This window comes from Arthrobacter sp. SLBN-112, assembly GCF_006715225.1.
Taxonomy (GTDB): domain Bacteria; phylum Actinomycetota; class Actinomycetes; order Actinomycetales; family Micrococcaceae; genus Arthrobacter.
The window spans coordinates 929,944-943,323 of sequence record NZ_VFMU01000001.1 but is presented as its reverse complement, the minus strand read 5'-3'; the positions used below and the strand labels follow the sequence as shown (position 1 = coordinate 943,323).

Annotated in this window: 12 protein-coding genes; 8 read left to right on the top strand and 4 right to left on the bottom strand. The window is 67.0% G+C overall.

The features are described from left to right. Nucleotides 1-56: 56 nt before the first annotated feature. Entirely contained in the window at nt 57-1,118 is a 1,062-nt protein-coding gene (locus FBY33_RS04380; RefSeq protein WP_142029464.1) for a Gfo/Idh/MocA family protein, read from the top strand. 75 nt (nt 1,119-1,193) lie between these two features. Here the strand turns inward: FBY33_RS04380 and ald are convergent, their stop codons facing one another. Further along, nucleotides 1,194-2,312 (bottom strand): alanine dehydrogenase, encoded by a 1,119-nt coding sequence (gene ald / locus FBY33_RS04375; protein WP_142029463.1) that lies wholly within the window; start codon nt 2,310-2,312, stop codon nt 1,194-1,196. Between the two features lie 232 nt (nt 2,313-2,544). Here ald and FBY33_RS04370 point away from each other — a divergent pair, with 232 nt between their 5' ends. Then, complete coding sequence (locus FBY33_RS04370) at nt 2,545-3,765, top strand: PucR family transcriptional regulator (RefSeq protein WP_142029462.1); 1,221 nt, start codon at nt 2,545-2,547, stop codon at nt 3,763-3,765. 16 nt (nt 3,766-3,781) lie between these two features. Here the strand turns inward: FBY33_RS04370 and FBY33_RS04365 are convergent, their stop codons facing one another. From FBY33_RS04365 to ptsP, 3 genes are read right to left on the bottom strand one after another with little or no spacing between them, the layout of a single operon-like run. Then, nucleotides 3,782-4,588: an alpha/beta fold hydrolase gene (locus FBY33_RS04365; protein ID WP_142032537.1), complete on the bottom strand. Its 807-nt coding sequence runs from the start codon at nt 4,586-4,588 to the stop codon at nt 3,782-3,784. Nucleotides 4,589-4,599: 11 nt separating this feature from the next. Further along, entirely contained in the window at nt 4,600-5,022 is a 423-nt protein-coding gene (locus tag FBY33_RS04360; protein ID WP_142029461.1) for a helix-turn-helix domain-containing protein, read from the bottom strand. A 44-nt stretch (nt 5,023-5,066) separates the two neighbouring features. Then, nucleotides 5,067-6,752 (bottom strand): phosphoenolpyruvate--protein phosphotransferase, encoded by a 1,686-nt coding sequence (gene ptsP, locus FBY33_RS04355; RefSeq protein ID WP_142029460.1) that lies wholly within the window; start codon nt 6,750-6,752, stop codon nt 5,067-5,069. 160 nt (nt 6,753-6,912) lie between these two features. Between ptsP and FBY33_RS04350 the strand changes: the two genes are divergently transcribed. From FBY33_RS04350 to FBY33_RS04325, 6 genes are all read left to right on the top strand, one after another. Then, entirely contained in the window at nt 6,913-7,641 is a 729-nt protein-coding gene (locus FBY33_RS04350) for a TetR/AcrR family transcriptional regulator (RefSeq protein ID WP_142029459.1), read from the top strand. An 87-nt stretch (nt 7,642-7,728) separates the two neighbouring features. After that, nucleotides 7,729-9,786 carry a PTS mannitol transporter subunit IICBA gene (locus FBY33_RS04345; RefSeq protein WP_142029458.1) on the top strand — a complete coding sequence of 686 codons (2,058 nt, stop codon included), beginning with the start codon at nt 7,729-7,731 and terminating at the stop codon, nt 9,784-9,786. Next, entirely contained in the window at nt 9,786-10,949 is a 1,164-nt protein-coding gene (locus tag FBY33_RS04340; RefSeq protein WP_142029457.1) for a mannitol-1-phosphate 5-dehydrogenase, read from the top strand. The genes FBY33_RS04345 and FBY33_RS04340 overlap by 1 nt, the downstream gene beginning before the upstream one ends. Before the next feature lie 188 nt (nt 10,950-11,137). Beyond that, on the top strand, nt 11,138-11,629 hold the full coding sequence (locus FBY33_RS04335) for a GNAT family N-acetyltransferase (RefSeq protein ID WP_442858342.1): 492 nt from the start codon (nt 11,138-11,140) through the stop codon (nt 11,627-11,629). Nucleotides 11,630-11,671: 42 nt separating this feature from the next. Beyond that, a complete protein-coding gene (locus FBY33_RS04330; protein ID WP_142029456.1) occupies nt 11,672-12,112 on the top strand; it encodes a MarR family winged helix-turn-helix transcriptional regulator in 441 nt (146 codons plus the stop codon). 28 nt (nt 12,113-12,140) lie between these two features. Further along, on the top strand, nt 12,141-13,367 hold the full coding sequence (locus FBY33_RS04325; RefSeq protein ID WP_142029455.1) for an MFS transporter: 1,227 nt from the start codon (nt 12,141-12,143) through the stop codon (nt 13,365-13,367). Nucleotides 13,368-13,380: the final 13 nt, after the last annotated feature.

The window sequence follows — 13,380 nt, the reverse complement described above, 5'->3', positions numbered from 1 at the left end:
ATTACCAGGGGTGCCGGCTTCTTTAACCACGCGGGGACGGGGGTAGCGTTGCTTCCATGACCGGAACTGAAGGCGACCCCCGCACCATCCGTACCGCCGTCGTCGGCTACGGGCTTGCCGGCAGTGTGTTCCACGTGCCGTTGCTGGCCGCCAACAGCGATTACTCGCTGGACGTCGTGGCCACGTCTGACGCCGGACGGAGCGCGGCGGCCTCATCCCGGCTTCCGGGCGCGGCAGTGGTGCGCGACGCCGATGCTGTCCTGGGGCGCGCAGCCAACCTTGACCTTGTGGTCCTGGCGACGCCGCCCGCGACGCATTATCCGGTGGCCAGGGCGGCGCTGGAGGCGGGGCTGGACGTGGTGGTGGACAAGCCCTTCGCGGTCACCAGCGGCCAGGGGCAGGAACTGATTGAGCTGGCGCAGCAGCGGGGCCGGGTGCTCACGGTGTTCCATAACCGGCGGTGGGACGGTGACTTCCTCACTTTGCGGAAGCTCCTGGTGGCCCAGGCCTTGGGAAACGTGATCCGGTTCGAATCCCGCTTCGAGCGCTGGTCCCCGGCCATCGCAAAAGCCTGGAAGGCGAGGGCCACGGCCGCCGACGGGGGAGGGGCCCTGTTCGATCTCGGCAGCCACCTGATCGACCAGGCGCTGCAGCTGTTCGGCCCGGCCACGGTGCTGCACGCGGAGCTGAAGGCCCGGCGGTCCGACGAGCGGGCGGATGATGACGTCTTCCTGGTCCTCCGCCACGATTCCGGTGTAACCAGCCATCTGACCATGAACATGCTGTGCGCGCAGCAGGGGCCGCGCTTCCGGGTGCTGGGCTCAATAGGCGGCTTCACCAAGAATGGCGTGGACCCGCAGGAGCCTTATATTGCGGCAGGCGGCAGTCCCCAGGACCCAGCCTACGGCCAGGAGACGCCGGAATGGGCAGGGCTCCTGGGCCGCGACGGCCACCTGGACCGGCTCCCCACCGAACGCGGCGCCTACCCGGAGTTCTACCGGATCCTGGCGGCGAAGATCCTCGACGGCGGCACGGCGTCAGCCCTGCCCCTCCCCGTAAACCCGGAAGACGCCGTCGAGGTCATCAAAATCATCGAGACCGCCCGGGAACTGGGTTAAAAGACTCATCGATTGCTCCGTACTTGTCGTTCTGAGCGTTCAAAAGGACAAGTACGGAGCAATCGATGGAGTGGACTAGGCGGAAACCAGCTCGTGCCAGTCGGCGACGAGGGGCAGGTCGTGGGCCTCGGACACGGAGTGGTGTGCCACGTGGCCGGCGGCGATGTTCAGGCCGGCGGCGAGGGCGGGGTCGCGGTCGAAGGCGGCCTTGACGCCCAGGTTGGCGAGGGACACCGCGTAGCGCAGGGTGACGTTGGTCAGCGCATAGGTGGAGGTGTTGGGCACGGCGCCGGGCATGTTGGCCACGCAGTAGAAGATGGTGTTGTGCACCTTGTACGTGGGTTCCTGGTGCGTGGTGGGGTGGGTGTCCTCGAAGCAGCCGCCCTGGTCCACCGCGATGTCCACCAGGACCGAGCCGGGCTTCATCCGGGCCACGAGGTCGTTGGTGACCAGCTTGGGGGCCTTGGCGCCCGGGATCAGGACGGAACCGATCACCAGGTCCGCGTCCACCACTGACTTTTCGATCTCGTACTTGTTGGAAGCGACCGTCTTCAGCCGCCCCTGGTACTGGGCGTCCAGTTCGCGCAGGCGGTTGATGTTGATGTCCAGGATGGTGACGTCGGCACCCAGGCCAAGGGCCATGGCGGCGGCGTTGGTGCCGGCGACACCGGCGCCGAGGACAACCACCTTGGCGGGGCGAACGCCGGGAACGCCGCCCAGCAGCACGCCCTTGCCGCCGGCCGGAGCCATGAGCGAGGTGGCGCCCACCTGGACGGACAGGCGGCCTGCAACCTCGGACATCGGGGCGAGCAGCGGCAGCGACCGGCCCTCCTGCACGGTTTCGTAGGCGATGGCGGTGACGCCGGAGTTGATGAGCTCCCTGGTCAGTTCCGGCTCGGCAGCCAGGTGCAGGTAGGTGAAGAGGATCAGGCCCTTGCGGAAGCGGTGGTACTCGGCCTTGATGGGTTCCTTGACCTTCATGACCATGTCCGCGCGGCCCCAGACGTCATCGGCCTCGTTGACGATTTCGGCACCGGCGATCGAGTATTCCTCGTCGGTAATACCTGAGCCCAGGCCGGCCCCGCGCTCCACCAGGACGGTGTGCCCGTGAGTAAGGAACTCGTGGACGCCGGCCGCGGTGATGGCCACGCGGAACTCGTTGTTCTTGATTTCTTTGGGGACGCCGATGATCATCGTCTGCTCCAGGGTGTGGGGCCGGTGGGCCGTAAAACGGAAAGGATTTCGTGTTTCAACGATAAATCCGGCTGTGAGCCACATGACACGAGGGAGCCTGAAGCCCTGCGCAGGGACCGCGCAGTTCCGCGGTTTTTGCGGCTTCCAGGTAGACATCTGTCGAGTTGTGGGGCGTCAGGTGTCGCCTCGTGTCCGTTCGTCCAGCGGGCTTCCGGAGCAGTAGTGTTGGCCCATGCAGCAGCAGGGTGTGGAACAGCTTGTGGAACAGGTGGGACAGAAGCTGGGACGCGGCCTTTCCCTCGAGGACCTGGACGGCCTGCTGCTTGCGTACAGCTCCAACCAGTCCCATGCAGACCGGGTGCGGGTGAACTTCCTCCTTAGCAAGAAGGTTTCGGCGGACGTGAGCGCATGGCAGCTCTCCCACGGCATCGCCACTGCCGTGCGGCCCGTTGTGGTTCCCGCCAACCCGGACCTGGGCATGCTGGGCCGGGTTTGCGTTCCGCTCATGGTGCGGGGATTCCGCGTGGGCTACCTCTGGGTGCAGCAGGACTCCGCGGAGGAAAGCCCGACGGCGATCCTCACCCAATTGCCGGGCGTAAACCACGAGCTTGAGCTGCTCTCCGGCCTCCTGCTCGACTCCAATACGGCGGAATCCGAGTTCCGGCGCGGCCGGGAGCGGGAGTTCCTCGCCGCCTGTGCAGGGGAACCCAATGCCGTGGCCGCCGTGGCCGGCTGGAAGGAAGTCCAGGGCCGGGGCCCGTGGCAGATGGTTACGGTACTCGATGCAGACGGCTGGGCCAGCGGACCGGACCCCATTGCGTCCACCCTGATCCACCGCTCAACGGCGCTCCAGGCAACCGTTGGGGTGGACGCCGCCCTGTTCAGCGCCGGGACGGAGACGCATTCCGTGGTGCTGTTCCGCGAGTCCACGGGCCGGGCGAACCACGCCCAGGTCCTGGTGCACTACCAGCTGGAGCTTGCCAAGCGCTCCGGCCGTCCCGTCCACCGGATAATCCTTGGCATCAGCGAGGGTTTCTCGAAAACCCGCCAGCTTTCAGAGGCATACCGGCAGTCTCGGGTGGCGGCGCAGGCGGCGGCGGTGGACCCGCAACTGGGCGAACTGGTGGACTGCCGCGCAACGGGCGTCTATCAGCTGCTCGCGTCGGCCGGGGGCGGCGTGGGAGCCTGGGCGGACTCCGGCTCGGTCTACTTCCGCATGCTTGAGGACCACGACCGCAACGACGAACTCATCCCGGTCCTTGAACTCCTGTATGACAACGACGGATCCGTGCAGGACGTAGCCGGCAAGCTCCACCTGCACCGCAGCAGCATCTATAACAGGCTGGGCCGGATCCGGCAGCTGCTGGGGGTGGACCCGCTGAAGGGCATGCTCCGCCTGGAACTGCACGCCGCCCTCAAGATGCGGCGCTGGGCGGGAAGGCCCAGGATTTGAGGCCCGGAACCCGACGCTAGGCGGAGGCCCCGGCGAAAGACTTGATGGCGTCCGCGACCTGCCCCGGGCGCAGGTGCTGGGCCACGTGTCCCGCCCGGCCAATCTCAACGAAGCTTCCCTGCGGCACAACCTGCGAGAGCCGGAGCGACCAATCCGTACCCGCCACCGGGTCATGTTTTCCGCGCAGCACCAGCACAGGCACATTGATGCCCGCCAGCCGCAGCTCGGTGGGGTACGCCATCATCACGGGCAGCATGGTGAAGTACCAGCGCGGACCGCAGCGGAAATAGTCCGAGAACACCAGCCAGTTGGAGGAGGCGCTTTCCCTGAGGAGTGAGTCCAGGAACAGCGCCAAACCCTGCCGCCGGACGCTGCGGTGCCGCGCGTCCACCACCGGACCCATCAGCACCAGCCGGCGCACCTGCTCCGGTGCGTCAAGCGCGGCTTCGATGGCGAACTGGACCCCCATCGAATGTCCCACCAGGACATACGAGCCAATGCCGCAGGCCTTCAATGCCTGCGCGATGAAGGCCCCGTAGTCCTCCACCGACAGTTGCCGCCCGGGCTTGGGGGTGCCGGCAAAACCCGGCAGGTCCAGGGAATAGGTGGGGGCAACGGCGGCGAGCTCGTCGTGGAGGCGCCGAAGGTAGCGGTGGGAAACCCCGATGCCGTGGATGAGGATGTAGGCGGGCGCGGCCTGGCTGCCGGCGCTTTCCGGCCCCGGCGCAGGTGTACCGTCAGCCCAGAGGATGCGCCCGTGGAGCCCGCCGGCCTCCACGTCGGCTGACCTCAGTGGCTCGTTCCGGGTCCGGGTCCAGGCCATACGGGTGCGCACTATTCGCCCCCGCCGGCGTCGGCCCCGGCGGTCTTGTCATGCCTGCGTTTTTGTTCTGCGAGTTTCTGGGCCTCGAGCCACGCCATGATGTCGGCTGTCCGGATCCGCCGGTGCGAGCCGCGGTACTCCACCGGGATCTCACCGCGGTCCGTCATGTTGCGCAGGTAGGTGTGGGAGATCCCAGCCAGCTCGGCCGCCTGCGACGTGGTCAGCATTTCCTCCACGCTGCTCACCGTCACCGTCTCGCCCCGGCTGAGCCGGGCAAGAAGATCCACGACGGCGTCCCGTGCCTGGCCGGGCAGGCGGTGGACGGTGCCGTCCACGAAGACGGTGATGTCATTGCTGTCCACCAGGGCGCGCGCAAGGCTGTGGGCGTCGCCGGCAGGCAGGCCGGCCGTGACGCGGGGAGCGATCAGTGCCATGGACGTAGCCTATCCCGGCCCCGGCCGGCCTGGCCGCGGACGCATCAGAGTCCCAGCTCCTCCAATACCGGCAGCTTTTCCCGGACCCACGCCCGTGCCTCGGTGGCACTCGGTGCGGACAGGGCCAGCTTCGCCAGCTCCTGGGCTTCGGAGAGGGTCACCGTCTTCAGGACCGCTGCCACGGCGGCGAGTGAGCGTGCCGTCATGGACAGGGTGCTGACGCCAAGGCCCGTGAGGACGACGGCGAGGGCGGGATCGGCGGCAGCCTCCCCACAGACGCCCACGGGCTTGTTGTGTCCCTCCGCCCGTGATCCTTCAACGGTAAGGCCCACGAGGCGCAGGACGGCGGGCTGCCACGGGGTGTTCAAGTTGGCCAGCGGCCCGAGCTGGCGGTCGGCGGCCATGGCGTACTGCGTCAGGTCGTTGGTGCCAAGGCTGGCAAAGCCCACTTCACGCAGGATGGCCTCGGCCGTGAGGGCAGCAGAGGGGACTTCCACCATCACGCCGGGGGTCTGGATGCCGGCATCGGCGCACATGGAAGCGAAACGCGAGGCTTCTTCCGCAGTGGAGATCATCGGCGCCATGACCCAGACGTCCGCCTCGGACTTCTTCTGGGCCAGGGCGATGGCTTCCAGCTGGCGGTCCAGGACGCCCGGAGTGGTGAAGTCGGTGCGGTAGCCGCGGACACCCAGGGCGGGGTTGGGCTCGGTGGAGTCCGTCAGGAACGGCAGCGGCTTGTCGGCGCCGGCGTCCAGCGTGCGCAGGACCACCTTCTTGCCCGGGAAGGCATCGAAAACGCTCTTGTAGGCTGCGGCCTGCTCCTCAACGCTGGGTTCGGTGTCCCGTTCCAGGAAGCAGAACTCGGTACGGAACAGGCCCACGCCCTGGGCGCCCAGCTTTGCCGCCGCTTCGGCGTCCTTGCCGCCGCCCACGTTGGCGAGCAGCGGCACTTCGTGGCCGTCCGCCGTCGTACCCGTGCCGGTGAATTCAGCCAGCAAAGATGCCGTGGCGGCCCATGCTTCCGCTGTTGCCCGGAGGGATTCGTCGGGGTCGGCGGTGATGAGGCCGGCCGCTCCATCCACGTACACCTCGATGCCGTCCGGGAGCTCGTCCACGCCCACGGCGGCCACCACTGCGGGCAGGCCGAGGGACCGGGCGATGATGGCGGTGTGCGACTGCGGGCCGCCGCCTGCAGTAACCAGCGCCAGGACCTTGTTCGGGTCGAGTGTCGCCGTGTCCGCGGGGGCCAGGTCCTCTGCCACCAGGACGAACGGGGTGTTGGAGGCGGGAATGCCGGGTGCTGGAACCCCCCGGAGTTCGGCCACGATCCGGGCGCGGACGTCCAGGACATCGGTGGCGCGTTCGGCCATGTAGCCGCCCAGGTTGTGGAGCATCTCGGATACGGAGGAACCGGATTCCCAGATGGCGCGTTCGGCGGAGGTGCCCCGCGCCACCAGTTTGGCTGCCCCCTTGATCAGCATGGTGTCCTTGGCCATCAGCGCGGTGGCCTCCAGGACGGCCTTGCCGTCGCCGGTGGCGTGGGCGGCGCGGTCCTTCAGCTCGTCGTGCACGGCCTGTGAGGCTGCCTTCAGTGCCGCGGTGGCTTCCTCGGCAGTGGTGCCCGGGGCCAGCTGTTCACCGGCGGGAGGCTCACTGATCGGTTTGGGCATCTGCCGGACGGTGCCGATGACGCGGCCTGGGCTGACGCCTACTCCTGGGAAGTTCTGCACTGAAGGTCCTCATTCTCTGCCGGTAGACAGGCCCGCCAAATTCTCCGGCGCCGTGCCGGGTCCGCCCGGGGACTGCTACGTCCGGGGTGGGAAACGTGCCTGAAAAAATTGTATGTGATTCAGTTCATATAGCAACGCTATAGGTGCTAGGGTAGCGGTTATGAGTTTGGATGGCCAGCTTCCCCCCAAAATGCGGCTGCTCCGTGCTGCCGCGGAACTGCTGGCAAAATCCGCGGGAGCTCCGGTGTCCACCCGCCAGATCACCCAGCTGGCGGGGGTTTCGGCGCCCACCCTGTACCACCACTTCGGTGACAAGGAAGGTCTGTTCGACGCCGTCGTCGCCGCAGGGTTTGAAGAATATGTCGCGGGCGAAAGGGATTTCGCCCCCTCCGGACGGCCGCTCGAGGACATCCGGAGAATGTGGGACAACCACGTCCAGTTCGGACTGAACCAGCCTGAGCTGTACCTGGTGATGTTCGGCAATATCCGCCCGGAGAGCAGGCCTGCCATCGTGGCAGACGCCGAGGCGCTCATGGAGGAGATGCTGAACAAGGCAGCGGCGGCGGGCCAGCTGAACGTCCAGCCCAGGGAGGCAGCCAGGTCCATCCTGGCCGCCAACGTGGGCGTGACGCTGATGCTGATTGCGGAGCCCGCTTCCGAACGCAACCTCGAATTGTCCACCATGACCCGGGACGCCATGATCTTCGCGGTGTCCGCCGAGCCCGCCAGCGGCCCGGCCCCGGGCGGCACTGGAAAGTCCTCGGTGGTGGTGGCAGCGATCGCCCTGAACGCCGCACTTCAGGCTTCGCACTCTGACCAGCTTTCCAGCTCGGAACTCAAGCTCTTCCTCGAATGGCTGCACCGGATCTCCACCAGCCCCGCCGGTTAGCCCCGCAACCCCGTAATACCCAACAGTACGTCGTCGTAATCATCGGACCACTCCTGCGGAGCAGCAGGAATAAGGTTAGGAAATCACATGGCAACAGAGACAGTTGCAAAACCCCGCACCAGCGCGCGCGTGCACGTCCAAAAGTTCGGGACATTCCTGTCCGGCATGATCATGCCCAATATCGGGGCGTTCATCGCCTGGGGCATCATCACGGCCCTCTTCATCGAGAAGGGCTGGTTGCCTGTTCCGGAGCTTGGCGGGTTCGGCACCAACGCCGCCGGCAAGACGAACATCGGCCTGGTTGGACCGATGATCACCTACCTCCTGCCACTCCTGATCGGCTACACCGGCGGCAAGAACGTCTATGACGTCCGCGGCGGCGTGGTGGGAGCCATCGGCACCATGGGCGTGATCGTCGGTGCCGGCATCCCCATGTTCATCGGCGCCATGATCATGGGCCCGCTGGGCGGCTGGACCATGAAGAAGATCGACATGCTCTGGGACGGCAAGATCCGCCCCGGCTTCGAAATGCTGGTCAACAACTTCTCCGCCGGCATCTGGGGCGCATTGCTCGCCATGCTGGGATTCTTCGGCATCTCGCCGCTGGTGACGGCGTTCAGCACCGCCGCCGGAAACGTGGTGCAGTTCCTGGTCAACAACGGCCTCCTGCCGCTGACCAGCATCTTCATCGAACCTGCCAAGGTGCTGTTCCTGAACAACGCCATCAACCACGGTGTGCTCACCCCGCTGGGCGTCCAGCAGTCGCTGGACCAGGGCAAGTCCATCCTGTTCCTGCTCGAGGCCAACCCGGGTCCGGGCCTGGGCATCCTGCTGGCCTACATGTTCTTCGGCCGCGGTGCCGCCAAGGCGTCGGCCCCCGGTGCTGCGATCATCCACTTCCTGGGCGGCATCCACGAAATCTACTTCCCGTACGTGCTGATGCGCCCGCTGCTGATCCTGGCGGCCATCGCCGGCGGCATGACCGGCATCGCCACCCTGGCCGTCACCGGCGCAGGACTCGTCGCCCCCGCCGCCCCGGGTTCCATCATCGCGGTGCTGGCCCAGACGTCCCGTGACAGCTACCTCGGCGTGATCCTGTCGGTGGTGCTCGCCACCACGGCGTCCTTCCTGGTGGCCTCCGTCATCATGAAGACCACCAAGCACAGCGACGAAGCCGACCTGGGCGACGCCACCGCCCGCATGGAGGCAATGAAGGGCAAGAAGAGCTCGGTGTCCTCCACCCTCACCGGTGCAGGCGCTTCCGCAGGTGCCGAGTCCGGCGGCCGTGGCGGAGTGGGCGTCCTGGCCGGCCCCGTCCGCAACGTCGTGTTTGCATGTGACGCCGGCATGGGCTCCAGCGCCATGGGCGCCTCGGTGCTGCGGAACAAGATCAAGGCGGCCGGCTTCCCGGACGTCAAGGTCACCAACGCCTCCATTGCCAACCTCAGTGACACCTATGACGTGGTGGTCACCCACCAGGACCTGACCGAACGGGCCAAGCCTGCCACGTCCAGCGCCGTCCACTACTCCGTGGACAACTTCATGAGCAGCCCGCGCTATGACGAGATCGTCGAGCTGGTCCGCGAGAGCAACACCGAGAGCGGAACGTCCGACGCCGGCACCACCCACGGTGCGCATGCCGCCGATGCCCCGGTGGACGCAGCCCCTGCCGCGGCAGGTGCAGCCGGAAGCGGAGCCGCGGCGAGCGGAAGCTCGGACATCCTGGCCCGCGAGAGCGTGGTCATGCGGGGCTCCGCCACCACCCGCGACGCCGCCATTGACGAAGCCGGCCGGCTGCTGCTGGCCCGCGGAGCCGTGGATGAGGGCTACATCGCCGCCATGCACGAGCGGGAAGAATCCGTGTCCACCTACATGGGCAGCTTCCTGGCCATCCCGCACGGCACCAACGCCGCCAAGGACCACATCCGCAAGTCGGCCGTGTCCGTGATCCGCTACCCGGAAGGCATTGACTGGAACGGCAAGCAGGTCAAGTTCGTGGTGGGCGTTGCCGGCATCAACAACGAGCACCTGCACATCCTGTCCTCCATCGCCAAGGTCTTCACAAACAAGGAACAGGTTGCCCGGCTCGAGGCCGCCACGTCCGAGGATGAAGTCCTGGAACTCTTCGGAAAGGTCAACGCATAGTGAAGGCAGTACATTTTGGGGCCGGCAACATCGGCCGCGGCTTCGTGGGGCTGCTCCTGCATGACGCCGGCTACGAGGTGGTGTTCGCGGACGTGGCCGAGGACCTGATCAACCGGCTCAAGGAAGCGGACAGCTACGCCGTGCACGAGGTGGGGGAGGACCCCGCCGTGCGGACGGTGGACAACTTCCGGGCGCTGAACTCCAACGCCCAGGAAGCGGAACTCGTCTCCGAGATCGCGACGGCGGACATCGTCACCACGGCGGTGGGTCCGCACATCCTGAAGTTCGTGGCGCCCGTGATCGCCAAGGGCATCGTTGCGCGGGAGCCCGGCCGGGCTCCCCTGCAGGTCATGGCCTGCGAGAACGCGATCAATGCCACGGACCTCCTGGCCAAGGAAGTGGCGGCCCAGCCCGGTGCCACCGCGGCAGTCCTGGACGGCAAAGCGGTGTTCGCCAACACTGCTGTCGACCGGATCGTGCCCAACCAGGAAGCCGGCCAGGGCCTGGACGTCACCGTGGAGACTTTTTACGAATGGGTCATCGACCGCACCGCCTTCGGTGACTCCGCTCCCGCGATCCCCGGTGCCACCTTCGTGGACGACCTCTCGCCCTATATCGAGCGGAAGCTCTTCACCGTGAACACCGGCCACGCGTCGGCGGCGTACTTCGGGTTCGAGGCGGGCCTGGAGAAGATCTCCGACGCCATGGCGGACCAGGATGTGGCTGAAGATGTCCGGGCGGTGCTGGAGGAAACCAAGCAGCTCCTGGTGACCAAGCACGGGTTCAGCAACGACGAGCAGGAAGCCTATGTACAGAAGATCCTGGTCAGGTTCTCCAACCCGTACCTGCCGGACACCGTCAACCGCGTGGGCCGGGCTCCGCTGCGGAAGCTGAGCCGGAACGAGCGGTTCATCGGCCCGGCGGCGGAACTGGCAGAACGCGGCGTGGTGCCGGAGGCCCTGCTGGGTGCCATCGCGGCAGCGCTCCGGTTCAACGATCCCGCTGATGCCGAGGCCACCGAGCTGGCAGCCATCCTCGGCTCGGCCAGCCCCACCGCTGCCACCGAAAGGATCACCGGGCTGGCGCCTGGCCACCCGCTGTTTGCCGCCGTTGCCACCCTTGTGGAGGAGCGGCAGGCGGAAATGGCCGGCACTCCCGCCTGACCGGGTCCGCCTTCCGAACCAATCGACGTACTGCAGAGAGGGCGACGTCGGCACTCAGCAGAGTGCCGGCGTCGCCCTTTTGCTGTGCCCCATCCAACGCCCGCTCACCTTTGACGCGTTCTTCCCGAACCCCCGCGCAGATCCTGTGCAAAGCTGGGCGGGTGAACCAGAATACGGATGCCGCCGCCTTGCTCACCGCCGACGTCGACGGCGGGATGTTCCGCCTCCGCCATGCCAACCGGGCGGACCTGCCCGCTATGGTGCGCCTGCTGGCGGACGATGCCCTGGGGGCCGGCCGCGAAGCAGCCGCGGACATGGAGCCCTACGAGCGCGCCTTCGCGGCGATCGAGGCCGATCCGGCTCACCTGCTGCTGGTGGGGGAGCTGGCAGCACCCGGCGAAGAAGCCGGGCCGGTGGTTGCCACGTTCCAGCTGAGTTTCCTCCCGGGAATCTCCCGGCAGGGGGCATGGCGCTCGCAGCTGGAGGGAGTCCGGGTGGCATCGTCCCTGCGCGGGCAGGGCATCGGCAAGCTGATGGTGAGATGGGCCATCGGTGAGTCCCGGAGCCGCGGCTGCAGCCTAATGCAGTTGACCACCCACACAAGCCGCTCGGCCGCCCACAGGTTTTATGGGCAGCTGGGGTTCGAGGCCAGCCACGTGGGCATGAAGCTGGCACTGTAAACCCTTGACCGTTAGGTGCCCTAAATGTTAGGCTACCTAATGATGAATGACGACGATACCCAACTGCAGGAGCTCGCCAGCGGCTTCCGCGAAGCCCTGCGCCACAGCGTGTACCTGGTCCGGCGGCTCGACGCGGACGGCGAACTTAGCGCCGCCCAGCTCAGCACGCTCAAGATGCTGCTCGGCGAAGGCCAGCGCGTCGGTGAGATCGCCCGGAACCTGGGGGTCCGCGTGCCCAGTGCCACCGAACAGATCATCAAGCTCGAGCGCGCGGGCCTGGTCCGCCGCGAGCCGGACCCGGCGGACTCCCGCGCGGTCAGAGTGATCCTGACCGACGAAGGCAGGGCCGCCGTCGACTCTGCCGACCGACGGCGGAACCAGGTGATGGCCGACATCCTCAGCACCCTCACGGACCGGGACCGCAAGGCCCTGGCGGAGGCCCTGCCGGTCATCGACAAAATCAATGCATCCCTCCAGAACTGATCCAGCCACGAACTTAGGAGCATCCTCCATGGACGGCCAGCTCGCAGAAACCCTGCAAGCACCAGAATCAACGTTGAAGGCTGAAAAGGCCTCATTCCTGAAGCAGCCCAAGGCGGTGTGGGCCACCGCCCTCGCCGCAGTGTTCGCCTTCATGGGCATCGGGCTGGTGGATCCCATCCTGCCGGCCATCGCCACCAACCTGGACGCCAGCCCCAGCCAGGTGTCCCTGCTTTTCACCAGCTACTTCCTGGTCACCGCTCTGGCCATGCTGATTACGGGGTACGTCTCCTCGCGGATTGGCGGCAAGCGGACCCTGCTGATCGGCCTGGCCGTCATCGTCGTCTTTGCGTCGCTCTCGGGGCTGTCCGGCAGTGTCGGTGAACTGGTGGGCTTCCGGGCCGGCTGGGGACTGGGCAATGCCCTGTTCGTCGCCACCGCGCTCGCCGTGATCGTAGGCGTGGCCAGCGGCGGCGCCGGCACGGCCATCATCCTTTACGAGGCAGCACTGGGCCTGGGCATCTCGCTCGGCCCGCTGCTGGGCGCACTCCTTGGCGGCTGGCAGTGGCGCGCCCCGTTCTTCGGCACCGCCGTCCTGATGGCCGCCGCCTTCGTCGCCCTGATCGCCCTGCTCCCCAAAACCCCATTGCCTGAGCGCAAAGTGCGGCTGCGCGACCCCCTGCTGGCACTGGGCCACAAGGGACTGCGGACGACGGCGGCAAGCGGCTTGTTCTACAACTACGGCTTCTTCACCATCCTGGCTTTCACCCCGTTCATCCTGGGCATGAACGCCTATGGCATCGGCGGCGTCTTCTTTGGCTGGGGTGTGGCCGTGGCCGTCTTCTCCGTCTTCGTGGCACCGGTGCTGCAGCGCCGCTTCGGCGCCGTCAAGGTTCTCACCGGCACCCTGTTCGTCCTCATGCTGGACCTGGCCGGGCTGGGACTGGCGGCGGGGCACTCGGTCCCGGCCGTCGTCGTCCTGGTCATTGTTGCCGGTGCGCTGCTGGGCATCAACAACACCATCTACACGGAACTGGCCATGGGCGTCTCTGATTCGCCGCGGCCGGTGGCTTCCTCCGGCTACAACTTCGTCCGCTGGATGGGCGGCGCCCTGGCCCCATTCGCGGCGGCACAGCTCGGTGAGCACTTTGGCCCGCAGGTTCCGTTCTTTGCCGGGGCGCTGGCCATGGCGATCGCCATCCTGGTCGCGTTCGGCGGCCGGGCCTACCTGTCCTCGCACGAGCCGCACGTGGTCTAGGCACCGGTCCAGG